The following is a 23,443-nucleotide window of genomic DNA, read 5'->3' on the forward strand; positions in this document are numbered from 1 at the left end:
CTCAATCCCCCTCGTCTTCGTAACCGACAAGATGCAGCGGTTTGGCAGCAATGCCCTGCAATTCGCACCAGCGCACCAGCGCCTCCTCGCGACCATGCGTGACCCAGACGGCCTGCGGGCCAATTTCCTTGATGGTTTCCAGCAGTTCCGGCCAGTCGCAGTGGTCGGAGATGACCAAAGGCAGCTCCACGCCGCCCTGTTTCGCCCGCTGTCGGACCATCATCCAGCCGGACGCGAATGCGATCAGCGGCTCGTTGAAACGACGCGCCCAGCGCTCCTGAAATGCAGAGGGCGGGCCGACGACGATCGCGCCCTTGAAGATGGCGGGATCGCTTTTTTCAAGCGTCGCGGGGCGCAGCTCACCGAGATCGATGCCTTGCGACACGTAATAATCGCAAAGCCGCGCCAGCGCGCCGTGGATATAGATGGGATCGGCATAACCATTGTCGCGCAGGAGCCTGATAACGCGCTGCGCCTTGCCGAGTGAATAAGCGCCGACCAGATGGGTGCGCTCGGGAAACTGCTTGATGGAGGTGAGCAGCTTGCCGATTTCCACCCGCGGCAGCGGGTGGTGAAACACCGGCAACCCGAAGGTGGCCTCGGTGATGAAGACATCACACGGCACCGTTTCGAAGGGTGTACAGGTGGGATCGATACCGCGCTTGTAATCGCCGGAGGCAACGATGCGCATGCCGTTCATTTCCACGGAGATCTGCGCCGAACCCAGCACATGGCCCGCCGGGTGGAAACCGACGGTCACGCCGTTTACCTCCACCGTCTCCCCGAATGCGACCGCCTGCTCGCTGCCGCAGAAGTCCTCGCCGTAACGGATGCGCATGATATCGAGCGTCTGGCGTGTGGCCAGCACCGCCCCGTGGCCGGCGCGGGCGTGATCGGAATGGCCGTGGGTTATCAATGCACGCGCCACCGGCCGCACCGGGTCGATATAAAAATCGCCCGGCGGGCAATAAAGACCCTTGGGCGTGGAGTTCAGGAGCTGTTCCGGCTTCATATTCATTGAGATAGGGCCGCCCGCGCGAATTTAAAGTGCTGCGAGCATAACGCGGAACGGGCGTTAAATTTCCAGGGGTGCGGTTTTGTTTTCGCGCTCAGAGGTCGCGGGCATATTGGAAAGGCCCGGAACCATCCCTCATCCATGTGCTTCTCACAGGGATGAGGGAAGAGCAAGTTGCCGGAGGAAGGCACAGCTCGAGTTCACCGCGCCTTATAAGGACAGCCGCCCCCTACTCCCCCGCACTTTCCGCCGGCTTGGCCGCCTGTGCTGCGGCTGGCAACCGGACCGGTTTCAGCATCAGTGCTGCGGCAAGGCCGATGGCGGCGGTTGCGGCGGCTGCGAAGAACAGCGGCGTGAAGGCATCCGAATAGAGCGAGGCAACGGCTGCCTGCGATGCCGCGGGCAGTTCGGAGAGCATCTTCGGCGTCAATTCCTCAATCCTTCCGACACCCGGAATGGTCACGGCAACGCCCTTGAGGCTGGAGGTGACGATCGCGCCATAGACCGAGATGGCGATTGCTGCGCCGCCCATGCGGGTGAGCGTCACCGCGCCGCTCGCGGCACCGATATCGGCCTTCGGCGCGGAATTCTGCACGCCGATAATGGGTGCCTGCTGGCCGAGGCCGACGGCGAAACCCTGCGCCAGCATGAGAATCGCAATCAGCCAAAGCGGCGTTCCCGCATGCATCTGCGTGAAGAGCAGCATGGCGATGACATTGATGGTGAGCCCGGCCACCGAAAACGGCTTGTAGACGCCGGTGATCGAGATCAACCGCCCGGCAGACAGTGAACCCATGACGATGCCGCCGGTGACGGCGATGAAGAACAGGCCGGCATGGGTTGGGGAAAGCCCGGTCGTGGTCTGCAGGAACAGCGCGTAATAATTGACCATGCCGATGCCAATGCCGCCGCTGGTCAATGAAACTATCATCAACAGCGGAAAGGTGCTGTCCTTGAAGAGCCTGAGCGGCACCACGGGTTCCGGCGCGCGACGTTCCACCTGCACCCAGAGGAAGGCGGCGATGACGGCGAAAGCGATAATACCGAGGCTGGGACCGGCGATAAGCGAACCGAACAATTCGCTGCTGTCGGCCCAGAAGACGACGCTTGCGATCGTCGCTGCCAGCAGGACGGCGCCGAGATAGTCGATCTTCGGCTGACGCGCGGGACGGCGGTAGGGCAGCAGGAAAATCAGGCCGGTGATGACGATAAGTCCGAGTGGCAGGTTGATGAGGAAGATCGACCGCCAGCCGAACAGATCGCTCATCGTGCCGCCGAGAATGGGCCCGACGCTGCCCGACGCCATGATGGTGAGGCTGGAATAGCTCTGGTAACGGGCTCTTTCACGCGGTTCGAACAGATCGGCATTGACGGAGAAGATCGAAACCATGATGCCGCCGCCGCCAAGGCCCTGAAGCACGCGGGCCGCGATCAGGCTATCCATTGACCAGGCCAGCCCGCAGGCGAGCGAGCCGAGCGTGAAGATGATAACCGCAGCGATCATCACGTATTTTCGCCCGAACAGGTCTCCGAGCTTGCCATAAACAGGCATGACCGCGCTGGTGGCCAGAAGATAGGCCGAACCGATCCAGCCGAAACGCTCCAGCGCGCCGAACTCGCCGACGATGGTGGGCAGCGCTGTCGAGACGATCTGGTTGTCGAGGGTAGCCATGAACATGGCCAGCATCAGAAACAGGAAAACGATGAGCCTACGCCGGTGATCCGACACAAGCGGCGCCACGGGGGCAACGGACATATCCATGAAAAATCTCGTTGAGTTTCGGCAATTTTGCTGCGACAATTTGTGTGCTATTAGCATATATATGTCAATGGCAAGTTTTTGACATCCATGATATTGGCGCTAAATGTGATCGCAAATCGGGATTGAAAGGAACGGCTGAGCGTGTCGACTGAGGAAGACTGGAACGAGGATCTGCCCGAAGACATCAAGCGCATCGGCAATACGATGACGCGTATGCGCATCATGATCGGACGGCGCATCATCGGGCGCATGGCGCTTGCCAAGGTGGCTCCGGGTCTGGAACTCTCCCATATCGACGTTCTCGATATATTGCGCCGCGCGGACGGTGATGTCACCGTTGGTGCGATTGCCGAGGGCATGCGCATCGACCCCTCGCGCGGCAGCCGGGTGGTGGCGGATATGGTCGGGCGCGGCCTGTTGAAACGCGGCGTCTCGCAGGAAGATGCACGCCGCAGCATCGTCGAAATCACACCACTTGGCACCAGTCTGCTGCAGGAAATGCGCCGGACCAAGATGAGCGTCATCCAGGACGTGATGGATGGATGGCCGGAGGAGGATGTCGAGACATTCGCCCGGCTTTTCGATCGGTTCATCGACCGTTTCGAGGCCCGGCTGTCACCGGATACGGACCTCCTGACGGATCAGAAAAAATCATAGTTGACCCTGACATCCACAACTTCACTTTAAAAGGACGAGACCTTAACGTGCCGCCATCGAAAAGGTAAAAGGGTGACTTCGATGTTGACGATCTATGGTGTCTACCGTTCCCGCGCCACGCGCACGCTCTGGCTTGCCGGGGAACTGGGCATGGAATTCAAGCACGTGCCTGTCGTGCAGGCCCGCCGCGTTGCCGATCCCCTGGCCGCAGACGCGCCGCTCAACACGCTGTCCCCCGCGTTTCTGGCCATCAATCCGATGGGCACCATCCCCTGCATCGAAGATGACGGCATGGTGCTTTATGAATCCATGGCCATCAACCTTTATCTCGTCCGCAAATATGGCGGACCGCTCGCACCGGTCGACCTGAAGGAAGATGCGGCGATGCTGCAATGGTCGTTCTTTGCCGCGACCGAAATCGAGACCAATTCGCTGAAGATTTCCTCCGCCATCGCCGAAGGGCTTTCGGAAAGCGATGCCGGCAAAGCGGTGATCGATGTCGCCGCGCGCCTCTTGAGGCGGCCCTTCCGGGTGCTGGAGCAACATCTTGCCAGCCACGATTATCTGGTAGGCGACCGTTTCACCGTCGCCGATCTCAACGTGGCGGAAATCGTCCGTTACGCGCAGGGCCACCAGCCGCTGTTTGACGCCCATCCGGCGCTGAAAGCCTGGCTGGAGCGCTGCCAGGCCCGCACGGCATTCAAGTCCATGTGGGACAGCCGGGCCGCCGAGGCGGCGTGAACGAAGGCACTAGCTGGGGATAGTTGGCAGACCTCTCTCCGCACTCGACGTCATCCTCGGGACAAGCCCGAGGATGACGAAGCAAGCTTTTTAGCACATCACCCCTTCTCACCCGCCAGCGCCCGCTGCACGGCCGGGCGCTCGTTCATGCGCCTGAAGTGATCATGCACCTTCGGGAAGCGGGCGATATCCACGCCGTCGCTTTCCAACCAGCCGGACATGACGAATAGATAGGGATCGGCGACCGAATAGGCGGTGCCCAAGACCCATGGGCCGTGCAGCATGCCGTGCTCGATCAGTTCGAAACAATCGGTCATGGTCTGCGGCACCTTCGCTTTCATATCCGCCAGGGAACTATCCTCGCTCGCCCAGCGGCTGCCGCGCCGGCCATGCGCATGGGCGACATGCACCGTGGAGGAAATGAAGGCGTTGAAGGCTTGCATCAGGGCGAATTCGAAGGGATCGTCGAGTGGGGCGAGTTTCTTCTCCGGAGCCATCTGCGCAATGAAGGCGAGGATGGCAGGCGTTTCCGTCAGCACCCCGCTTGCCGTTGCCAGCGCTGGCACGCGGCCTTTCGGGTTGATCTTCAGGAATGCCTCGGAGCGCTGCTCGCCCTCGGCGAAGTTGACGCGATGGGCCGTGTAAGGCAGGCCGGATTCCTCAAGCACGATATGGCTGGCGCGGGAGCAGGAACCGGGGGAGAAAAACAGTGTGAACATGGATATGCAACCTCCAGGGCAATGAGGGGCGCCCACCTCCTCGCGTGCAGACGCCAGCCCCTGCGGCGGCGATCTGGCAGACCATCACATGCAAGGGCAAACCATCATCCTGCCGGCAGCGGGCCGCGTCAAAGGTTATTTCTGACGCGCGTCGCGTTTAACCGAAGGCATACCGCGCGCCTTATTTTTTGTCTTTATGCATGGTCCGGACGTAAAGCCGCTGCGCAGTTTTACAGGAGATGCTCTAGAGGCCGACAACCCGGATATCGCCGACGTGGATGCCGTTCCAGTTGCGCATCTGCCGGTTTGCCATGGCAAGCAGCGCCTCGTTCTCGGCGCCATCGAAATATTTCGCCAGCATTGCGGCAATCATCGCTTCCGCCGCACGCGTCGTGCCGTCTTCGCATTTCACCGCCATGGCGATGCCCTTTTCCGGCAGTGCGGCCACGAACACGCCTTCTGCGCCGGTCTTGGCGAAAATCCTGCCCGGCGCGATCTGCATCAGCCTGGTGCAGGTGCGGCCGGTGCCCGCCACGTAAAAGGGTTCCGCCATGCAGGCGTCAAAGAGCCGGCGGGAGGCTTGCGCGCGCCCGGCCTCCAGCCCCCTGCCCGTCGCCATCTTGGCAAAACCATGCGCCAGACCCTTCAGCGGCACGGCATAAGTGGGGATCGAGCAACCGTCCACGCCGCAATTGTCATGGCCAAGCGCCGCACCCGTCAGGCCTTCCATCGTCGCGCGGATTTCCCGCTGCAGGGGGTGGTCGTAACCGACGTAGCCCTTGGGGTCGGTGCCTGTGTGACAGCAGGCGCAGATGAAGCCGGAGTGCTTGCCGGAGCAATTATTGTGAAGCGCTGTCGGCTTTTCCAGCGTGCGGGCCTGATGGATGATGGTCTTCTGGTCGGAAGACCAGTGCGCGCCGCATTCCAGCGTATCCACATCCCTGCCCGCCCTTGCGAGCATGGAGGCGGCGAGCGCCGCGTGTTCATCCTCGCCGGAATGAGAAGAGCAGGCAAGCGCCAGTTCGCGATTGCCGAAGCCATAGGCATCCGCCGCGCCGCTTTCCACCAGCGGCAGCGCCTGCATGGACTTGCAGGCAGAACGCGGGAAGACGCCACGCTCGACATCACCAGCTGAAAATACCACGCCGCCATCGCCATCCACCACCACTGCAAGACCCTGGTGGCGGCTTTCGACCAGACTGCCCCTGAGGACTTCGACGGTAACGGAATTGTTCATTTTTGCGGCCTCAAAAAGTTCTGATTTTATGTCGTTGATAGCGCAATTGATTTTTCGATGCACGAGGCTATCAGTGAAATTTGCAAAACGTCTGCTGCTGGCGATTGCCATCATCTATCTGCTGCCAGCTCTGGCATCGGCGGGGTTGTGGGCCATGAGGGATCACCCGCAGGGCTGGCGTGACGCGCGCTGGTCTTCTTCCGGCACCCTGCCGCAAGCAGGTGCCGACCGGCAGGCGGCGGTTTACGTTTTTTCCGCCATGACCGGTGGCTTTAAAGGCTCCGTCGCCAGCCATGCCTGGATCGTGCTGAAAAAGCCGGGCGCGACGGCCTACGATCGCTACGACAAGGTGGGCTGGGGAATGCCGATACGCCACAATGGCTATCCGGCGGATGCCTATTGGTATTCCAACACGCCGCGTCAGGTGGTGGCCATTCATGGGGCGGCAGCGGAAAAACTGATCCCGAAGATCGAACAGGCGATTGCCGACTATCCCTATGGCAAACCGGGCGGCTATCGTATCTATCCCGGTCCCAACTCCAACACTTTCGTTGCCCATGTGCTGCGCAGCGTGCCGGAGCTCGGTGTGGTTCTGCCATCAGACGCGGTGGGCCGCGACTATCTGCCCAACGGCGCGTTTTACCACGTCGCCGACGACTGGAAGGATGCTAGCCTCTCGCTTGGCGGGTTGTTCGGTATTTCGGCGGGCGCACGCAGTGGCTTCGAGGTCAATTTCCTCGGCCTGGTCGCGGGCTTCGATTTCAGCCGGCCCGGTGTGAAGATACCGGGACTTGGCTATTTCGGAGTGGCGGGTATCCGCGCGTAAAGTCGGGTCAGGTCTCAGCGGCGTGTGCTGCGCGTTTGGCGCGGATGCTCTGGGCAATAAAAACACGCGACAGGCCGTGATAGAGCGGCTCCCGGGAGAAAAGCCGGGAGGTTAGATATCCCAGCATCGATGCCACCATGATGGGGATGACGCCGTCATGATTGCCGGTCATTTCGAGGATGATCACGAAAGCCGTCATGGGGGCCTGCACCACGCCCGCGAAATATCCCGCCATGCCGACAATGGCGCCAAGGCCGATGCTCGTACCCAGCAAAGTCGCCATCGTACTGCCAAAGCCCGCGCCAACGGACAGCGACGGCGCGAATATACCGCCCGGAATGCCCGACATCATCGCCAGAAACGTGGCCGCCAGCTTTTCGATGAAGAAGAAGGCCGGTGCGGCCTGGCCCTCGATTGCGGCGCGCGCCTGTTCGTAACCCGTTCCGAAGGTCGCGCCATCAGTTGCAATACCGATGACGGCGGAGGCAAGGCCGCAGGCGGCGGCAACCGCCAGCATCCGCCTTGACGGCATGGCCTGGGCGAAGCGCCGGATACGCGCGGACAGGCGCAGCGCGCCCGCGCTGAACAGCGCGCCGAACGCACCACCACCAATGCCGCAGACCAGCACGAGCAGCCAGTCCATCATGGTTTTAGCCATGACGGAACTGGTGCCAAAGTAAGTATAGCTGCCGACCAGCGCCAGCGAGGCAAGGCCGGACAGGATGACGGCGGTAAGGACGAGGCCGTTTGCCCGGGATTCGTAGGTCTTGCTCATTTCCTCGATGGCAAACACGATGCCGGCCAGCGGTGTGTTGAACGCTGCGGCAATACCCGCCGCTGATCCGGCAAGAATAAGACCCTTTGCCTGTGCCATGCCGCCCCAGCGCGCCGCCTGAAGCATGATCGAGGCCCCGACTTGCACGGTTGGTCCCTCTCTCCCGATCGACGCACCGGACAAAAGCCCGACGACCGTCAGCGCGACCTTGCCGAAAGCGAGTTTCAGCGACAGGAGCCGCGAACGATCCGCGTCGTCACGCAGGTGCCGCGCGGCGATGGCCTGGGGAATGCCGCTGCCGCCGGCATTGGGAAAAACCGTCAGCGCCAGCCAGGCGCACAGCGTGAAACCGAGCGGCGTGATAATTAGCGGCAGCAGAAACGCCCATTCGCCGGCAGATGTTGCCGCAAAGAAAAGATGCTGGGCGCGATCCGCCGCCCAGGCAAAACCGACGCTGATGATGCCGACTGCAAGCGCGCCGATCCAGAAAACCGCCCTCGGCTTCCACACCCGCCATGAACCCCACACAACACGGGAACGGCGCAGCATTTTCAGCTTCTTGTAATCGACAGGCATGGCGGTCCAGATCGGTGGTTTTGGTATTTAGCAGACGGGAGACCCGTTTATCTGCCTCAAGTCCCGCGATTGCAAGGTTTTGCATTTGACTTATCACCACCGTTGTCCAAATGTATGCATCGCAATTGCAACGCAAGGAGACGATCCGTGAAAACGGCAACGATCCCTTCGCTGCGGGTGACGGCGGATTTTCGCGAGGCAGCCGAAAGCGTGCTGAAGGACGGCGAGACACTTTCGTCCTTCGTTTAATATTCCGTGCGCAGACAGGTGGAGATCCGCAAATCGCAGGCGGAGTTCATTGCGCGCGGGTTGGCGTCGCTCGAGGAATCCAAACGCACGGGAATTTTTTATTCCGCTGAGGAAGTGCATGCGGAACTGCGCGCTATGCTGCAGCCAGAAAAGCCGAGCGTAACAAGTGACGCTCAAGCTCCGCTACACGATTGCAGCCAGAGCGGACATAACACGGCTATACAATTTTCTACTGGAGAAAGATTTTTCGACGGCGGAGAAAGCCATCGACCGGATTATTGCCACCGTCGAGGGGCTGAGTGAGTTTCCCTTCGCCTCACGCAAAGAGAATGCGCTCCTGCGGGAAATGCTCATTCCCTGCGGATCCTCCGGTTACATCGCCCTCATTCAAATCGAAGATGCGGAAACAGTTTCCATCCTTGCCATCCGCCACCAGCGCGAAGACGATTACCACTGATCGTCAGAAAAATTCACCATGGAGAAGTAAATCTCATTATATATTAAATACATTCATTCAATATCCGTTTATAAATTCGATTTATTTTTCGATTAAACTATAAATGGAGTTTCAAATGACACTAAATTACGATACACAAGTGGAACTACTTTTCCCGGCTGTTCTTTTTCAAAATTCAACCACCGCGCCGATTTTAAAGAATGCCGGTATCCACATTGATTCGCTTAGCAACAAGATATTGCTGTTCACGGATCCGCGCACTGTCGCAGCACTGAATGCAGCGGCAGAAAACGCGAAAGCGGCATTACGCAATAGCGGAATCGGTTTCGTTCCGTTCGGATCGAATATTCAGGGCAGGGCAGATTTTCTGTTAGAGGCATTGCGTGAATTGTCGGAAAAATATGTCGGTGAAGCTCTTAATCTTGCGATACTAGATATTATGCGCTTTGTGCACGATGGAATGATGGGAAAGCTAAATCCGAATCCCTTTGCACCCCAACTCCCCACTCCATCAGAAAAATTCGATTTGTACGCCGCTTTAATGACGATGGCTTCACCGGAACAGATCAATAAACCCAAGGCCCCTAAACAACTACGCCCTTTCCAGATATTCGGGCGGCGAAAATCGTGATCTCAGCTCAATATCAAACAAAAGGCTCGCCAGTTTTTACCCAAGTGGCTGAAACTGATGAAACCACCTTTCACCGGTCGCTGACAGCCGCGCGCGGGTTTACCCACGGCTCCTGATTGGAGCGCGGCAGCGGGGTTTTGCCAAGGATGTGGTCCGCCGCCTTTTCGCCCGTCATGATCGAGGGACCGTTCAGGTTGCCATAGGTCACGTGCGGGAAGATCGAGCTGTCGGCGACCCGCAGCCCCTCCACGCCGATCACCCGGCATTCGGGATCAACGACCGCCATGGGGTCGTTCCTGTCGCCCATGCGGCAGGTGCCGCAGGGGTGATAGGCGCTTTCCAGATGTTCGCGCAGGAAGGCGTAGATCTGTTCGTCCGTCTCCACCTTTTCGCCCGGTTGGATTTCCGGCCCGCGAAATTCGTCGAAGGCTTTCTGGCCGAAAATCTCGCGCGTGAGGCGCACGCAATGGCGGAATTTTTCCCAGTCTTCCGGGTGGCTCATATAGTTGAAGCGGATGACCGGGTCGTCATGTGGATCGGCGGAACGCAGCGTGACATTGCCGCGCGACTTCGACAGGTTGTAGCCGACATGTGCCTGAAAACCATGGCTTTTCGCAGCAGCCTTGCCATCATAGGAGATGGCGACGGGCAGGAAATGGTACTGGATGTCAGGCTGTTTCAGGCCAGGCGCTGAACGCAGGAAGGCGCAGGCCTCGAACTGGTTGGAGGCCCCTAGCCCGCCTTTCGACAGCAGCCATTGCGCGCCCGCGACCCCCTGCCAGAACCAGGGCAGCCAGGAGTAAAGCGACACCGGCTTGGTGGAGACTTGCTGGAAATAAAACTCCATATGGTCCTGAAGGTTTGCACCCACACCCGGCCGATCCGCCTTAACCTCTATGCCCATGTCCTTCAGATGAGCCGCAGGCCCGATGCCCGAAAGCATCAGCAATTTCGGCGAATTGAAAGACGATGCCGAGACGATGACCTCACGATCGGCCCTGATGGTTTCCACCCCGCCCCTGCGCTCGATTTCGACGCCGACGGCACGGCCGTTCTCGATGACGACCTTGCGGGCGAAGCCATTGACCAGCGTGACATTACCGCGCTTCAGCGCCGGCTTCAGATAGGCATTGGCAGCAGACCAGCGGCGGCCATTATGGATGGTCTGCTCCATCAGGCCGAAACCTTCCTGTTTGGAGCCGTTATAGTCGTCTGTCAGCTCGAAGCCTGCCTGCGCGCCAGCCTGAATGAAGGCGTGGAACAGCGGATTGCTGACCGGCCCGCGCTGAACATGCAGCGGCCCATCCGTGCCGCGCCATCCCTCTTCGCCGCCATGGCTGTGTTCCATGCGCTTGAAGTAAGGCAGCACATCCGCATAGGCCCAGCCATGCGCGCCCAGTTCCTCCCAGCGGTTGAAATCCTCGGCATGGCCGCGCACGTAAACAAGGCCGTTAATGGAGGACGAACCGCCGATGACCTTGCCGCGTGGGGCGGTGATGCGGCGATTGTCGAGGTTCGGTTCGGGTTCGGAGAGATAGCCCCAATTGTAGCGCTTCATGCTCATCGGCCAGGCGAGTGCGGCCGGCATCTGGATGAAAGGCCCGAAATCCGAGCCGCCAGCCTCGATGACAATCACCGAATAACGGCCGTCTTCCGACAGGCGATAGGCGATGGCGGAGCCTGCGGAACCGGAACCGACGATGACGTAATCTGCGTGCATGATTTGCTCTCTCTTCAATGAGCGTTGGTTCCGATTGACGGGCTGAGGGTGGGGTCCCCCCACCAAATCTCAATAAGGCGCGTCCACCTTCCCCGTGCTCACATAAACCGTCTTCAGCTCGCTATAATGATCCAGCGCCGCCGCCGAATTCTCGCGCCCGAAACCGGACTGCTTGGAGCCGCCGAATGGGATTTCCACCGGGCAGAGATTGTAGGTGTTGATCCACAGCGTGCCCGCCTCCAGCTGGTCGACCACGCGATGAGCGCGGGCCAGATCGGCGGTGAAGACGCCGCCGGCAAGGCCGAACTCGGTGGCGTTGGCGCGGGCGAGAACCTCATCCTCATCATCGAAATCCAGCACGCACATGACCGGGCCGAAGATTTCCTCGCGCGCGATAGTCATGTCATCGGTCACATCTGCAAACACGGTCGGCTGCACATAGGCGCCCTCGCCTGCAACATTGTTGGGAATGCCGCCGCCGGTTACCAGCGTCGCACCCTCCGCCTTGCCCTTTTCGATATAGCCAAGCACCTTTTCCTGCTGGGCTTTGGAGACCAGCGGGCCGAGATGGGTGGCGTAATCCAGGGGGTCGCCGAGGATCATCGCCTCGGTGCGGCGCTTCAGGTTTTCGAGGAAGCGGTCCTTTGCCTTTTTCTGCACGAAAACGCGGGTACCGTTGGAGCAGACCTGACCGGAAGAATAGAAATTGCCGAGCATCGCGCCGCCGACAGCGCTTTCGATATCGGCATCGTCAAACACGATCAGCGGCGATTTGCCACCGAGTTCCATCGTCACATGCTTGAGATGCCCAGCGGCGGCGGCGGCCACCTTGCGGCCGGTGGGCACCGAGCCGGTGAGCGAGACCTTGGCGACATCCGGGTGGTTGACCAGAAGCGGGCCGGTATCGCGATCACCCTGAATGACGTTGAACAGGCCCTTGGGCAGCCCTGCCTCGATCAGGATTTCCGCGATCTTCAAAGCGCCGAGCGGGGTGTTTTCCGATGGCTTGAAGACCATGGCGTTGCCAGCACCGAGCGCCGGGGCCGCCTTCCAGCAGGCGATCTGCTGTGGATAGTTCCATGCGCCGATGCCGACACAGACGCCGAGCGGCACGCGCTTGGTATAGGCGAAATCGCCGCCGAGCGGGATGTAGTTGCCATTCAGCGCGGAAGGCGCGATACCGCCGAAAAATTCGAAGGCATCGGCACCCGAGGTCGGATCGGCGACAATGGTTTCCTGGATCGGCTTGCCGGTATCCAGCGTTTCGAGCGTGGAGAGCGCCTCGTTGCGTTCACGCATGATATCGGCGGCGCGTTTCAATATGCGCCCGCGCGCCATGGGGCTCATTGCCGCCCAGTCCTTCTGGGCGCGTTTGGCCGATGCAATGGCGCGCTCGACAATCGCGGGCGTTGCCGCATGCAGCCTTGCAATGACTTCGCCGGTGGCCGGAAAGACGCTTTCGAAAAGCGTGCCGGCATTGTCTTCGACATAGTCGCCATCAATGAAATGCGAGGCTTTGGGCTGCGCCCTGAGAGACGTCGCGATAGTCATGTCGAATACTCCTAGAGAATGCGGACGGACGGCTTCGGGCGCTGTCCATCAGGATATGGTTTGAGCTGCAAGTCGAAATAGTCTTCGACAAGGGCCGGCGCTGAGGCGAGCCCAAGCGGGGCCGAACGCAGGCTGTGCCTGATATACAGCCCGTCGATAAGGGCTGCCGCCCCTTCCGCAATGCGCGCGGCGTCATCGGGTGGACATAGCCGGTTCAGGCTTGCCATGAGGTTCGAGCGCAGGCGACGGGAATAGAGCACCAGCAGGCGGCGGGTTTCTTCCGAGCGCTGCGCCTCGACATAAAAGGCAAGCCATGCCGCCACCGCCTCGGGCGTGAACTGGTCGCTCTGGAAAGAGACGTGAACGATGGCGCTCAGCCGTTCGCGCGGGCCATTGGCGCGGGTCAGCGCCGCCACCGCATCGCGCCTCAGATCCCGCAGCAGGCTGCGGATGGTTTCCAGAAGAAGCTGCTGCTTGCTGCCGAAATAATGATGCGCAAGCGCCGGCGATACGCCCGCTTCCCGGGCAATATCCGACATTGTCACATTCAGCGAACCATGGTGGCCTATGGTGCGTAACGCCGCATCTACAAGCGCCTTGCGGCGCAAAGGCTCCATTCCGATCTTGGGCATAAGGGTCTCCTTGATGGCGGGCAAAATATTCTTGATTGATCAATCAATCAATAAAAAACGCGCCATTTCATGTCGCTGATTTGCCATGGATCAAAGAAAACCGGGCAAGGCCGGATAAGACTAGCCGCTCCCATGCTGAGGAGCCGCTCACAGGGGAAAAACTAAACCGTGATATACTGCAAATTGGGAATGGAACACGTTTCGTGCTAATATGCAGAGTGATACAAATTTCGCTGGAAGCGGCGCCAGACGAAAACTGAAAAAACGCCCGCAAGACCGCGATCCCAATCAGGTCCCGACACGGACCGGAGATGCCTTCGCAACGGTTGAACAAGGGAGTGATATCATGCCAATGGTGACAGTATCGATTTCCCCGGAACAGGCAGCAAGAATGCGCGAGGCCGTGAATAGCGGCGCCTACGCATCCGGCAGCGAGGTCGTAAGGGCCGCGCTGAGACTATGGGCGGCCTCTGCTGCCGCAACCGGCGCAGATACAGAGGCTGCAGCACCTGTCGAGGCGGATCGCGAACGCCTGAATGTTGCGGAACTTTACGCCGCTCACACCGGCCATGTGCGCCGGGCCTGAGGGCCTGCCGGATACCCCTGGCTATTGAGGGGCCCGTGACAAAACCTTCATTAAAGCTTCACAGTCGTGAAAGCTTTTGTTGACCTGTAATCTGCGATTGTCTGCTGAAAAGAGACAAGTTCCCGTGTGTGCATTTGACTTGTCATGCCACCAACGGGAACTGGCAATAGCGGAGAACAGAAATGCCGGCCGTAACGCTGGAGAACGATGTCATAAGGCGGTTTGCCTCCGGGCACATGTTTCCCATGGCGAAGCTTGTGCTTGAAACCGCGTTTCAGCCGATCGTCGAGGCGACGACGGGCACGATTTTCGGATATGAATCACTGATGCGCGGCCATGACCGGCTTGGGTTTTCCAATCCGCTCGCGCTTCTCGACCAGGCTGCCGAGGATGGCGAGCTGAAGACCTTCGAGCAGATGCTGGCGAGCCGGGCGCTCGCTAAATTCTCCACCCTGGCGGATTTTTCCACCACCACCCTGTTCCTCAATCTCGATGTAAGGCTTATCCCGCACGGGGACGCCATTCTCGACAAGCTCGTTGGCCATCTGGCGCGGGCGGGCATTCCGGCCTCCTCCATCTGCTTTGAACTTTCCGAACGTTTCGACAATACCAGCGTGCCGGAGTTCAAGGCGCTGATCGCCCGCATGCGCAAGGAAGGTTTCAAGCTGGCGATCGACGATTTCGGCGCCGGTCACGGCGAGATGAAGCTTTTATGCGACTATCCGCTTGATTACCTGAAGATCGACCGGCATTTCATCAGCGGTGTCGATCATCTTCCGCGCAAGCAGCATCTCGTGCGCAACATCGTCAACATCGCTCATGTTCTCGGCGTCCGGGTCATTGCAGAAGGCATCGAAACCGAAGCGGAATTTCTCACCTGCCGCGAATATGGCGTCGATCTGGTGCAGGGCTGGCTGATTGCCAGGCCGACGGTTTTCACCAGCGAGCTTCCCGAGAGCTTTCCGCACCTCAACCGCGTGGGCGTGGTGCGGCGCAACAGCCAGTCGCTGGACGAAATCCTCATCCGTCGCGAAATAGAGCGTCTTCCCACCGTCTATGAGCATGACAGCGTCGACAGCGTCTTCGAATTGTTCCGCAGAAACCCGCAGCAGGCGTTTTTCCCGGTTCTCAACGCCAATGGCGAACCGCGCGGCGTCATCAACGAATATCACCTCAAGGAATACATCTACCGGCCTTTCGGGCGCGATCTCCTCAAGAACAAGATCTACGAGCGCACCATTTCCCACTTCGTCGATCCTGCGCCGATCGTGGGTCTCGACGCCGATGCCGATCAACTGATGAACATGTTCGCCAGCATGGGCGGCAGCGCCTGCATCATCCTGACCGAAAACATGCGTTACGCCGGCATCGTCTCAGCCGCATCGCTCATCAAGGTCATCAATGAAAAACAGCTCAAGATGGCGCAGGACCAGAACCCGCTGACGGCGCTGCCGGGCAACCGCGCCATCGGCGGCTTCATAGCCGACAGCTGCGGCGATGGCGATGAGACCCGTTTCTTCTGCTATTGCGATTTCGACAATTTCAAACCCTTCAACGATAAATACGGCTTCAATGCCGGCGACCACGCCATCACCCTGTTTTCCGCACTGATGCGTCGCTACTTTTTCGCCGGCGACTGCTTTCTCGGCCATATCGGCGGCGACGACTTCTTCGTCGGCGTGCGTGACTGGGCGGTGGAGGAACTGACGGAAATCCTCGAGCGGCTGCTCAGCGATTTTCACGGTGAAGTGGCCGAACTCTATTCGCCAGAGGACCGTCAGGCCGGTCGCATGGTCGGGCTGGACCGTCGCGGCAATGAGCGGGATTTTGCCCTGCTGCGTTGCTCCATCGGCGTTCTCACATTGCCAAAAGGTTTGATCATCGCCAATCCCGAGCGCATCGGAAGCGAGATCGCCGGCATCAAGACAGCCGCGAAAGAAAACGAAGGCGGCCTCGTCATCCGGGTGTTCGGGGAGACAAAATGACATCAGCGACAAAGGGCCTCCTTCCCTAAGCGGTACATCTGTCCTAAATCTTCAGGTAACGCCGACAAATGAGGAATTGCCCCTGGCCATGCCCGAAAATGTGACCCTGCCCGAAAAAATGCGCTTCATCGACCTTTCCTCCCATGGTGGCCCGGAGGTGATGCAGCTTTCGCAAGCACCTTTGCCAACCCCCGCCAGAGGCGAAATCCTGGTGAGGGTCGAGGCGGCCGGCGTCAACCGCCCCGATGTCGCGCAGAGGCAGGGCACCTATCCGCCACCGAAGGACGCAAGCCCGATCCTCGGCCTCGAAATTGCCGGAGAAGTGGTGGCGCTCGGCGAAGGCGTCAGCGAATTCAAACCTGGCGACAAGGTCTGCGCGCTCGCCAATGGCGGCGGTTATGCGCAATATTGCACCGTACCGGCCGGGCAGGCCCTGCCCTTCCCCAAGGGGTACGACGCCGTCAAGGCCGCCGCGCTGCCGGAAACCTTCTTCACCGTCTGGGCCAACCTCTTCCAGATGGCGGGCCTGACCGAAGGCGAAAGCGTGCTCATCCACGGCGGCACCAGCGGTATCGGCACAACCGCCATCCAGCTCGCCAAAGCCTTCGGCGCTGATGTCTATGCGACGGCGGGTTCTGCGGAAAAATGCGAGGCCTGCGTCAAGCTTGGTGCCAAACGGGCCATCAATTACCGCGACGAGGATTTCACCGCCGTCATCAAGGCCGAAACCGATGGCAAGGGTGTCGATGTGGTTCTCGACATGATCGGTGCGGCCTATTTCGAAAAGAACATTGCCGCACTCGCCAAGGATGGCTGTCTGTCCATCATCGCCTTTCTGGGCGGCGCCGTGGCTGAAAAGGTCGATCTGCGGCCAATCATGGTCAAACGCCTGACCGTCACCGGCTCCACCATGCGGCCACGTACCGCTGACGAGAAACGCGCCATCCGTGATGAGCTTATCGAACAGGTCTGGCCACTCATCGAAAGCGGCAAGGTTACGCCTGTCATCAACAAGGTCTTCACGCTGGACGAAGTTGTGGAGGCCCACCGGCTGATGGAAACCAGCAATCATATCGGCAAGATCGTGATGCGGGTGTCCTGATCAGACCTCTTGCATTAATGACGAATCGTACTACCTTCTAGTTATGTTCAACGTATCGGAAGGAGGTGATCCAATGTCTAATGAGATTTCGGTCTCTGGTGCAGGCAATGGAAAGGGTGGGTTTTCGACGGGGCAGCCCTCGGCGTAAAAACCTCTTGCCTTCGGAACGTTGAGAAACAGTCCCGGGTCTGTAAACAGGACCAAGCTCATGGAAGGGTCGCCTCTGGCGACCCTTTTCCGTTTCTGGGGTGATCGGCGCGTTTACCCGGTTCCCTCATCTCTGTGCTTGTCACAGAGATCCAGCCAGACCAAGTCTTTGGGCTGAATGGAGTTTCACCGCCGCGCAGACGCGCGCCGGCTGGCAACCTGTGACGATCACAGGAATGACGGTGTGTACGCTAGCGTTGCAGACATCTTATACATCCGTCGGACGCGCGTCTGCGCGGCGGAAAGGTTCTTTTCAACCCACGGAGTTGGGTTGGCTGGATACCGGCTCAAGGCCAGTATGACGGGGAACCGCCAGCTGCCAATCGCAGCCGCATCTGCCCTACTTCTTGCCAAACACCTTCCACCGGGTCGGACGAAACCGCAGTTCGGCACCTACCGCCACGGCGGCGTTGAGCGGCACCTCGATTTCGAGGTGATAGGGGTCATGGCCGTTATTGGCGATGTCGATTTCGGCGATGCGGGTGCCGGCGAGGCGGCGACAGGTGGTAACCTTGCCGTAAAGCGCGTTTTTCTCGTCGGTCAACACCACATCTTCCGGACGGAAGAACAGCTCGCCCTCACCTGCGCCATTTTCGGCGACGCCGATGCTCTCGCCCTGAAACACCACCTGGCCGTCGCGGATCGTCACAGGCAGGCTGGAGGATTCGCCGATGAAGGAGAAGACGAAGGGGGAATTGGGCGTGTCGTAGACGTCATCCGCCGTGCCGACCTGTTCGATCTTGCCCTGGCTCATGACAACGACGCGGTCGGCCAGTTCCAGTGCTTCTTCCTGATCGTGGGTAACGAAGACGGTGGTGTGGCCCGTGCGGTCGTGGAACTCGCGCAGCCAGCGGCGCAGTTCCTTGCGCACCTTGGCATCGAGTGCGCCGAAGGGTTCATCGAGCAGCAGCACTTTCGGCTCGATGGCGACTGCGCGGGCAAGTGCCACGCGCTGACGCTGGCCGCCGGAAAGCTGGGTGGGGTAACGCTTTTCGAGGCCGGTCAGATGCACCATGTCCAGAAGCTCCGATACCCGTCGGCGGATTTCCGCTTTCGGCGGGCGGGAGGCGGAAGGGCGGACCTTCAGGCCGAAGGCGATGTTGTCGGCAACCGTCATATGGCGGAACAGGGCGTAGTGCTGAAACACAAAACCGACATTGCGCTCCTGCACCGAGCGGTGCGAGGCATCCTCATCACCGAAGAAGATGCGGCCTTGGGTCGGCTGCTCCAGGCCGGCGATGAGGCGCAGCAGCGTCGTCTTGCCGGAACCGGAGGGACCGAGCAGCGCGATCAGCTCGCCGGAACGAATGTCGAGCGACACGTCGTTCAGCGCCGGAAAGCGATCAAACTGCTTGGTGATGCCGGAAACTTTCACTTCCATGAATATGCCTTTCAATGCTTGCCGGCTGCGTTGCCCGCGCCAAAGCGTATTTCGAGAATGGTTTTGAGAACGAGCGTCACGAGCGCCAGACCAGCCAGCAGCGTCGCCACCGCGAAGGCCGCGCCGATATTGTACTCATTATAGAGTATCTCGACATGCAGCGGCATGGTGTTGGTCTCGCCGCGAATATGGCCTGATACGACAGAGACGGCGCCGAACTCGCCCATGGCGCGGGCGTTGCAGAGCAGCACCCCGTACAGCAGTCCCCATTTGATATTCGGCAGCGTGACATACCAGAAAGTCTGCCAGCCGGTTGCGCCAAGCGAGATCGCCGCCTCCTCATCGCCATTACCTTGCTCCTGCATCAGCGGGATCAGTTCACGCGCGACGAAGGGAAAGGTGACGAAGATGGTGGCTAGCACGATGCCCGGAACAGCAAAGAGGATTTCGATGCCATAACTCTTCAGCCATGGCCCGAGCACGCTGTGCGAAGAGAACAGGATGACATAGACCAGACCCGATATGACCGGCGAGATCGAGAACGGCAGGTCGATCAGCGTTATCAGGAATGCCTTGCCCTTGAACTCGAATTTCGCGATCGCCCAGGCGGCGGCGACACCGAAGATAAGGTTGAGCGGCACCGAAATGGCGGCGACAAGCAGTGTCAGACGGATGGCGGAGAGTGCATCCGGCTCGACGATCGCTTCCCAGAAGGCATCGGCGCCTTTGCGAAATGCCTCGAAGAACACCGATACCAGCGGCAGCACGAGGAAAGCCGCAAGGAACAGGAAGGCAATCGCAATCAGCACCAGCCTGGCAGGCAGGCTCTCGCTGGCGGGATCGCGGAAGGGTCGGGACGAGGTGCGGGAAGCATCAGACATAACCGTACCTCTTGCGGCTCCAGGCCTGAATGAGATTGATGAGGAACAGCATGGCGAAGGAAATGATCAGCATGATGGTGGCGATGGCCGTCGCGCCCGCATAATTGAACTCCTCCAGCCGGATGACGATGAGGAGCGGTGCAATTTCCGAGACGTAGGGAATATTGCCGGCGATGAAGATGACCGAGCCGTACTCTCCGATACCGCGCGCGAAGGCGAGTGCGAAGCCCGTCAGGATGGCGGGCGTGAGGCTTGGCAGCAGCACCCGGCTGATGGTCTGGAAACGGTTGGCGCCGAGCGTTGCCGCCACCTCCTCCACCTGCCGGTCTATTTCTTCCATGACCGGCTGCACGGTGCGGACCACGAATGGCAGGCCGATGAAGATCAGCGCGATGACGATACCGGTCGGCGTAAACGCGATCTTGATGCCGAAGGGTTCGAACAGCGAGCCGACCCAGCCGCGATTGGCATAAAGCGTGGTGAGCGCGATGCCGGCAACCGCCGTCGGCAGGGCAAAGGGCAGATCCACGATGGCATCAACGAAACGCCGGCCGGGAAAACGATACCGCGTGAGAACCCATGCGACGATGACGCCAAAAACAGCGTTCACCAGTGCGGCGATGAAGGCGGTGCCGAAACTGACGCGCAGTGCATTCAGTGTACGGCTATCGACAGCGATCGCAATAAAATCTGCAAAACCAAGTTTCGCCGTGGACCAGACGAGGCCGCCGAGCGGAATAAGAATGATGAGAAACAGATAGACGACCGTGTAACCGAACGTCAGGCCGAAGCCGGGTATCACGCTCGATTGACGCCACTTCCACCTGTTTCCGGATGTATTATTGCTCATCAACGCTCCGGATAATCTTTAGTTTGGCACATTTCCGGACAGAAAACCGGGGTCCACTTTTCCTGGAAATGCTTTCTGGGAGCCGGTGTTCCCCGGCCTTGTTATAAAGGATCGACCGGCACGGTGTCCGGTCGATCGATTTGTCGTTTTTCAAGTTCCCTTAAGCGGGGTGGGCGGATTTGTCTTCAGCCCATCATCCGCTTACTTGGCGGGCTTGTAAATCTGGTCGAAGATGCCGCCGTCACCGAAATGTTCAGGCTGCGCCTTGGCCCAACCGCCAAACTGCGGATCGTCGATGGTGACGAGCTTGATGTCGGGCAGCTGCTTCAGCAGATCCTTGGAGACAACTGCGGGGTTCGAAGGACGATAGAAGTGCTTCGCCGCAATGTTCTGACCTTCGTCGGAATAGAGATATTGCAGATAGGCTTCCGCCGCCTTGCGGGTGCCCTTGGCGTCGACGTTCGCGTCAACCACGGCGACCGGCGGCTCGGCGAGGATCGAGATCGGCGGCACAATGATGTCGAAGGCATCCGCGCCGAATTCCTGACCGGCCAGATAGGCTTCGTTTTCCCAGGCCAGCAGCACGTCGCCGATCTGGCGCTGCGCAAATGTGACCGTGGAGCCGCGGGCACCGGTATCGAGCACCGGAGCGCGCTTGTAGAGTTCGCCGACATAGGCCTTGATCTTGTCCTGATCGCCCTTGAACTCTTCATTCGCCCATGCCCAGGCGGCAAGGTAATTCCAGCGTGCGCCACCTGATGTCTTGGGGTTCGGGGTAACGATCTGCACGTCGCCCTTTACCAGATCGCCCCAGTTATGGATCCCCTTCGGGTTGCCCTTGCGGACGAGGAACACGATGGTGGAGGTGTAGGGCGAGGAATTATGCGGCAGGCGGCCGCGCCAGTCCTTGTTGATCTTGCCGGAATTCTGGACGATGGCATCGATATCGCTCTGCAGCGCCAGCGTCACCACATCGGCTTCCAGACCGTCGATGACCGAGCGAGCCTGCTTGCCGGAGCCGCCATGCGACTGCTGGATCGTGACATCCTCACCGGTATCGGCCTTCCACTTCTTGGCGAAGGCTTCGTTGAAATCCTTGTAGAGTTCGCGGGTCGGATCATAGGACACGTTAAGCAGCTTGGTCTGCGCGGCAGCCGAGCCGACACCTCCCAGAGCCAGCGATAGACCGAGAGCGAAAACGCTCAAACCGGACAGAAGCTTGGACATCGGTATTCCCTCCTGATGAAGATGGCTTAACTCTACTGGACCGGTAGAGTTGGTCAATGAGGCCGAATACGATCGAAAAAGTGTTTCCCGAGAGCGTTTCCACGGGCAACAAATACAGCGCAGCATAGGCGAAAGGCGCAACAAGCGTCGTGTAAAACTTTGCTGAATGCAAAACCGTTTCACATTTTTGACGATTTTTTGGCGTTACGGCGAAAAATATTCAGGGGTTTTAGACGATTTTTTCGTCAGGCCGTCAAAAGTTCGGGCACTTCCACGCCTGCAACGGCATCCGCAACGGTGGTGTTGAAAAGGATATTGCGGGTGGCATCGGCCACGCGGGCGAAGACGTGGCGTATTTCGCACTGCTTTTCGCCATCGCAATCCTCGCACCGGCGATAGGCGGTCTGCGACAGGCAGGGCAAGGGAGCGAGCGGCCCGTCGATGAGGCGCAGCACCTCGCCGAAGGTGATATCGGCAGCCGGGCGCGCCAGCAAATAACCGCCCTGCTTGCCGCGCCTGCTTTCGACGATGCGTTCCTTCTTCATTTCGAGAAGGATCTGTTCAAGGAATTTTTTCGGAATGGCCTGTTCGCGGGCAATATCGGAAATTTGCACAGGACAGCCGCCGTCGGCCTTTGCCAGCGAAAGAAGCGCCCTCAGCGCATATTTTGCCTTCTGCGAAATCATCGTGAAACCAGTAGAACACAAGCCCGGATACCCGGCAATTCCGGCTTAGCGCAGAAGTTGTCACAATTCAAATCCAAGCTGCAAAGAAGGTGAACGGGCATCTTTTGCTCATAGATCGTGCGCGTGAGGCATTTTTGCTCTGAAGTGCAGCGCACAAAGACTGTCATTTCTGTTCCAGAGGCCCGATTTCAACAATAATCGGCCATGGAAATCCCGGACGTGACAATGACGATCAATTCAGCAAATGCCTCTGCCGATACCGCATCCCTCGACGCCACGCTTGCCGGGCTCGATCTTGCGGGACGACTTTCCTTTATCGCCGGTCTTGGCGGCCGTGCGGTCTTCACCACCAGCCTCGGCATCGAGGACCAGGTCATCACGGCGGCCATCGGCACCCACCGGTTGCCGATCGACGTCGTGACGCTGGAAACCGGCCGGCTCTTCAAGGAAACCGTCGATCTCATCGAGGAAACCGAGGAGCGCTTCGGCATCGACATCCGTCGCTTTCGGCCCGAACAGGACGATATCGACGCCTATGCCGAAAAATACGGCCTCAACGGTTTTTACGAAAGCATCGAGGCCCGTCACGCCTGCTGTCATGTCAGAAAGCTGATCCCGCTCGGCAAGGCGCTGGAAGGTGCCACCTTCTGGATCACTGGGCTCCGCCGCGGCCAGTCGGGCAATCGTGCGACCACACCTTTTGCCGAGTTCGACGCCGAGCGTAATCTAATCAAGGTCAATGCCTTGGCGGACTGGGACATCGACCAGATCAAGGCCTATGTCGCTTCTGAAAACATTCCCGTCAATCCGTTGCATGCGCGTGGTTACCCCTCCATCGGCTGCGAGCCGTGTACACGCGCTATCAAGCCCGGCGAGCCTGAGCGCGCCGGCCGATGGTGGTGGGAAAACGACGAGAAGCGCGAATGCGGTCTTCACGTCGCCGGTGCGGACCAGACGTCCGCCATTTCCGCCATCCCACAACGATAATCA

22 protein-coding genes and 1 pseudogene are annotated in these 23,443 nt (G+C 59.5%); 10 read left to right on the top strand and 13 right to left on the bottom strand.

Features of this window, described 5'->3' with window-relative positions; all coding sequences use genetic code 11:
* Window position 1 precedes the first annotated feature (1 nt).
* Together ACQZ5Y_RS01970 and ACQZ5Y_RS01975 are read right to left on the bottom strand one after the other, a co-directional pair.
* Complete coding sequence (locus ACQZ5Y_RS01970; protein ID WP_035251638.1) at window positions 2-1,018, bottom strand: ligase-associated DNA damage response exonuclease; 1,017 nt, start codon at window positions 1,016-1,018, stop codon at window positions 2-4.
* Window positions 1,019-1,244: 226 nt separating this feature from the next.
* Entirely contained in the window at window positions 1,245-2,777 is a 1,533-nt protein-coding gene (locus ACQZ5Y_RS01975) for an MDR family MFS transporter (protein ID WP_174049241.1), read from the bottom strand.
* A 141-nt stretch (window positions 2,778-2,918) separates the two neighbouring features.
* Between ACQZ5Y_RS01975 and ACQZ5Y_RS01980 the strand changes: the two genes are divergently transcribed.
* On the top strand, window positions 2,919-3,434 hold the full coding sequence (locus tag ACQZ5Y_RS01980; RefSeq protein ID WP_003511890.1) for a MarR family winged helix-turn-helix transcriptional regulator: 516 nt from the start codon (window positions 2,919-2,921) through the stop codon (window positions 3,432-3,434).
* Window positions 3,435-3,515: 81 nt separating this feature from the next.
* Complete coding sequence (locus tag ACQZ5Y_RS01985; RefSeq protein WP_003511889.1) at window positions 3,516-4,175, top strand: glutathione S-transferase family protein; 660 nt, start codon at window positions 3,516-3,518, stop codon at window positions 4,173-4,175.
* 98 nt (window positions 4,176-4,273) lie between these two features.
* Here the strand turns inward: ACQZ5Y_RS01985 and ACQZ5Y_RS01990 are convergent, their stop codons facing one another.
* The gene (locus ACQZ5Y_RS01990) at window positions 4,274-4,894 is read right to left on the bottom strand and encodes a glutathione S-transferase family protein (protein WP_013635651.1); all 621 of its coding nucleotides are present in this window, start codon (window positions 4,892-4,894) and stop codon (window positions 4,274-4,276) included.
* 244 nt (window positions 4,895-5,138) lie between these two features.
* On the bottom strand, window positions 5,139-6,131 hold the full coding sequence (locus tag ACQZ5Y_RS01995; protein ID WP_174049240.1) for an asparaginase: 993 nt from the start codon (window positions 6,129-6,131) through the stop codon (window positions 5,139-5,141).
* Window positions 6,132-6,204: 73 nt separating this feature from the next.
* Here ACQZ5Y_RS01995 and ACQZ5Y_RS02000 point away from each other — a divergent pair, with 73 nt between their 5' ends.
* Window positions 6,205-6,957, top strand: coding sequence for a DUF3750 domain-containing protein (locus ACQZ5Y_RS02000; RefSeq protein ID WP_003511884.1), 753 nt, complete (start codon window positions 6,205-6,207; stop codon window positions 6,955-6,957).
* Between the two features lie 7 nt (window positions 6,958-6,964).
* On the opposite strand, the gene ACQZ5Y_RS02005 is transcribed toward ACQZ5Y_RS02000, so the two are convergent.
* A complete protein-coding gene (locus ACQZ5Y_RS02005) occupies window positions 6,965-8,308 on the bottom strand; it encodes a chloride channel protein (RefSeq protein ID WP_174049239.1) in 1,344 nt (447 codons plus the stop codon).
* Between the two features lie 147 nt (window positions 8,309-8,455).
* On the opposite strand from ACQZ5Y_RS02005, the pseudogene ACQZ5Y_RS02010 reads away from it, so the two are divergent.
* The 3 genes and pseudogenes from ACQZ5Y_RS02010 to ACQZ5Y_RS02020 form a co-directional block, all read left to right on the top strand.
* Window positions 8,456-8,710: pseudogene (locus tag ACQZ5Y_RS02010) on the top strand (YlcI/YnfO family protein); the annotation flags it as partial.
* A 13-nt stretch (window positions 8,711-8,723) separates the two neighbouring features.
* Window positions 8,724-9,014 carry a type II toxin-antitoxin system RelE/ParE family toxin gene (locus tag ACQZ5Y_RS02015; RefSeq protein WP_174049238.1) on the top strand — a complete coding sequence of 97 codons (291 nt, stop codon included), beginning with the start codon at window positions 8,724-8,726 and terminating at the stop codon, window positions 9,012-9,014.
* A 115-nt stretch (window positions 9,015-9,129) separates the two neighbouring features.
* The gene (locus ACQZ5Y_RS02020; RefSeq protein ID WP_174049237.1) at window positions 9,130-9,645 is read left to right on the top strand and encodes a hypothetical protein; all 516 of its coding nucleotides are present in this window, start codon (window positions 9,130-9,132) and stop codon (window positions 9,643-9,645) included.
* A gap of 70 nt (window positions 9,646-9,715) precedes the next feature.
* On the opposite strand, the gene betA is transcribed toward ACQZ5Y_RS02020, so the two are convergent.
* The 3 genes from betA to betI all read right to left on the bottom strand — a co-directional run bounded on the left by betA (window position 9,716) and on the right by betI (window position 13,548).
* Entirely contained in the window at window positions 9,716-11,365 is a 1,650-nt protein-coding gene (betA, locus tag ACQZ5Y_RS02025) for a choline dehydrogenase (RefSeq protein ID WP_174059793.1), read from the bottom strand.
* Between the two features lie 69 nt (window positions 11,366-11,434).
* Window positions 11,435-12,916: a betaine-aldehyde dehydrogenase gene (gene betB, locus ACQZ5Y_RS02030; RefSeq protein WP_174049235.1), complete on the bottom strand. Its 1,482-nt coding sequence runs from the start codon at window positions 12,914-12,916 to the stop codon at window positions 11,435-11,437.
* An 11-nt stretch (window positions 12,917-12,927) separates the two neighbouring features.
* Window positions 12,928-13,548, bottom strand: a complete 621-nt coding sequence (betI, locus tag ACQZ5Y_RS02035; RefSeq protein ID WP_174049234.1) for a transcriptional regulator BetI — start codon at window positions 13,546-13,548, stop codon at window positions 12,928-12,930.
* 346 nt (window positions 13,549-13,894) lie between these two features.
* On the opposite strand from betI, the gene ACQZ5Y_RS02040 reads away from it, so the two are divergent.
* The 3 genes from ACQZ5Y_RS02040 (at window position 13,895) to ACQZ5Y_RS02050 (ending at window position 17,221) form a co-directional block, all read left to right on the top strand.
* The gene (locus ACQZ5Y_RS02040) at window positions 13,895-14,134 is read left to right on the top strand and encodes a ribbon-helix-helix domain-containing protein (RefSeq protein WP_025592709.1); all 240 of its coding nucleotides are present in this window, start codon (window positions 13,895-13,897) and stop codon (window positions 14,132-14,134) included.
* A gap of 182 nt (window positions 14,135-14,316) precedes the next feature.
* On the top strand, window positions 14,317-16,119 hold the full coding sequence (locus tag ACQZ5Y_RS02045) for a GGDEF domain-containing protein (protein WP_174049233.1): 1,803 nt from the start codon (window positions 14,317-14,319) through the stop codon (window positions 16,117-16,119).
* 88 nt (window positions 16,120-16,207) lie between these two features.
* On the top strand, window positions 16,208-17,221 hold the full coding sequence (locus ACQZ5Y_RS02050; RefSeq protein ID WP_174049232.1) for an NAD(P)H-quinone oxidoreductase: 1,014 nt from the start codon (window positions 16,208-16,210) through the stop codon (window positions 17,219-17,221).
* Window positions 17,222-17,768: 547 nt separating this feature from the next.
* Here the strand turns inward: ACQZ5Y_RS02050 and ACQZ5Y_RS02055 are convergent.
* From ACQZ5Y_RS02055 to ACQZ5Y_RS02075, 5 genes are all read right to left on the bottom strand, one after another.
* Window positions 17,769-18,809, bottom strand: coding sequence for a sulfate/molybdate ABC transporter ATP-binding protein (locus ACQZ5Y_RS02055; protein WP_003511873.1), 1,041 nt, complete (start codon window positions 18,807-18,809; stop codon window positions 17,769-17,771).
* Window positions 18,810-18,820: 11 nt separating this feature from the next.
* The gene (gene cysW, locus ACQZ5Y_RS02060; protein ID WP_003511871.1) at window positions 18,821-19,690 is read right to left on the bottom strand and encodes a sulfate ABC transporter permease subunit CysW; all 870 of its coding nucleotides are present in this window, start codon (window positions 19,688-19,690) and stop codon (window positions 18,821-18,823) included.
* Window positions 19,683-20,540: a sulfate ABC transporter permease subunit CysT gene (gene cysT / locus ACQZ5Y_RS02065; protein WP_038490139.1), complete on the bottom strand. Its 858-nt coding sequence runs from the start codon at window positions 20,538-20,540 to the stop codon at window positions 19,683-19,685. The genes cysW and cysT overlap by 8 nt, the downstream gene beginning before the upstream one ends.
* A gap of 201 nt (window positions 20,541-20,741) precedes the next feature.
* Window positions 20,742-21,767 carry a sulfate ABC transporter substrate-binding protein gene (locus ACQZ5Y_RS02070; protein WP_003511869.1) on the bottom strand — a complete coding sequence of 342 codons (1,026 nt, stop codon included), beginning with the start codon at window positions 21,765-21,767 and terminating at the stop codon, window positions 20,742-20,744.
* A 245-nt stretch (window positions 21,768-22,012) separates the two neighbouring features.
* Window positions 22,013-22,453 (bottom strand): RrF2 family transcriptional regulator, encoded by a 441-nt coding sequence (locus tag ACQZ5Y_RS02075; RefSeq protein WP_025592702.1) that lies wholly within the window; start codon window positions 22,451-22,453, stop codon window positions 22,013-22,015.
* 204 nt (window positions 22,454-22,657) lie between these two features.
* Between ACQZ5Y_RS02075 and ACQZ5Y_RS02080 the strand changes: the two genes are divergently transcribed.
* Window positions 22,658-23,440 carry a phosphoadenylyl-sulfate reductase gene (locus ACQZ5Y_RS02080; RefSeq protein ID WP_013635643.1) on the top strand — a complete coding sequence of 261 codons (783 nt, stop codon included), beginning with the start codon at window positions 22,658-22,660 and terminating at the stop codon, window positions 23,438-23,440.
* The last annotated feature ends 3 nt before the right edge of the window (window positions 23,441-23,443 follow it).

This window comes from Agrobacterium sp. A3-95, assembly GCF_053521785.1.

Coding starts and splice junctions, on each gene's coding strand:
- ACQZ5Y_RS01970 (WP_035251638.1), bottom strand. CDS start 1,018: ATGAATATGAAGCCGGAACAGCTCCTGAACTCCACGCCCAAGGGTCTT.
- ACQZ5Y_RS01975 (WP_174049241.1), bottom strand. CDS start 2,777: ATGGATATGTCCGTTGCCCCCGTGGCGCCGCTTGTGTCGGATCACCGG.
- ACQZ5Y_RS01985 (WP_003511889.1), top strand. CDS start 3,516: ATGTTGACGATCTATGGTGTCTACCGTTCCCGCGCCACGCGCACGCTC.
- ACQZ5Y_RS01990 (WP_013635651.1), bottom strand. CDS start 4,894: ATGTTCACACTGTTTTTCTCCCCCGGTTCCTGCTCCCGCGCCAGCCAT.
- ACQZ5Y_RS01995 (WP_174049240.1), bottom strand. CDS start 6,131: ATGAACAATTCCGTTACCGTCGAAGTCCTCAGGGGCAGTCTGGTCGAA.
- ACQZ5Y_RS02005 (WP_174049239.1), bottom strand. CDS start 8,308: ATGCCTGTCGATTACAAGAAGCTGAAAATGCTGCGCCGTTCCCGTGTT.
- ACQZ5Y_RS02020 (WP_174049237.1), top strand. CDS start 9,130: ATGACACTAAATTACGATACACAAGTGGAACTACTTTTCCCGGCTGTT.
- betA (WP_174059793.1), bottom strand. CDS start 11,365: ATGCACGCAGATTACGTCATCGTCGGTTCCGGTTCCGCAGGCTCCGCC.
- betB (WP_174049235.1), bottom strand. CDS start 12,916: ATGACTATCGCGACGTCTCTCAGGGCGCAGCCCAAAGCCTCGCATTTC.
- betI (WP_174049234.1), bottom strand. CDS start 13,548: ATGCCCAAGATCGGAATGGAGCCTTTGCGCCGCAAGGCGCTTGTAGAT.
- ACQZ5Y_RS02040 (WP_025592709.1), top strand. CDS start 13,895: ATGCCAATGGTGACAGTATCGATTTCCCCGGAACAGGCAGCAAGAATG.
- ACQZ5Y_RS02045 (WP_174049233.1), top strand. CDS start 14,317: ATGCCGGCCGTAACGCTGGAGAACGATGTCATAAGGCGGTTTGCCTCC.
- ACQZ5Y_RS02050 (WP_174049232.1), top strand. CDS start 16,208: ATGCCCGAAAATGTGACCCTGCCCGAAAAAATGCGCTTCATCGACCTT.
- ACQZ5Y_RS02055 (WP_003511873.1), bottom strand. CDS start 18,809: ATGGAAGTGAAAGTTTCCGGCATCACCAAGCAGTTTGATCGCTTTCCG.
- cysW (WP_003511871.1), bottom strand. CDS start 19,690: ATGTCTGATGCTTCCCGCACCTCGTCCCGACCCTTCCGCGATCCCGCC.
- cysT (WP_038490139.1), bottom strand. CDS start 20,540: ATGAGCAATAATACATCCGGAAACAGGTGGAAGTGGCGTCAATCGAGC.
- ACQZ5Y_RS02070 (WP_003511869.1), bottom strand. CDS start 21,767: ATGTCCAAGCTTCTGTCCGGTTTGAGCGTTTTCGCTCTCGGTCTATCG.
- ACQZ5Y_RS02075 (WP_025592702.1), bottom strand. CDS start 22,453: ATGATTTCGCAGAAGGCAAAATATGCGCTGAGGGCGCTTCTTTCGCTG.
- ACQZ5Y_RS02080 (WP_013635643.1), top strand. CDS start 22,658: ATGGAAATCCCGGACGTGACAATGACGATCAATTCAGCAAATGCCTCT.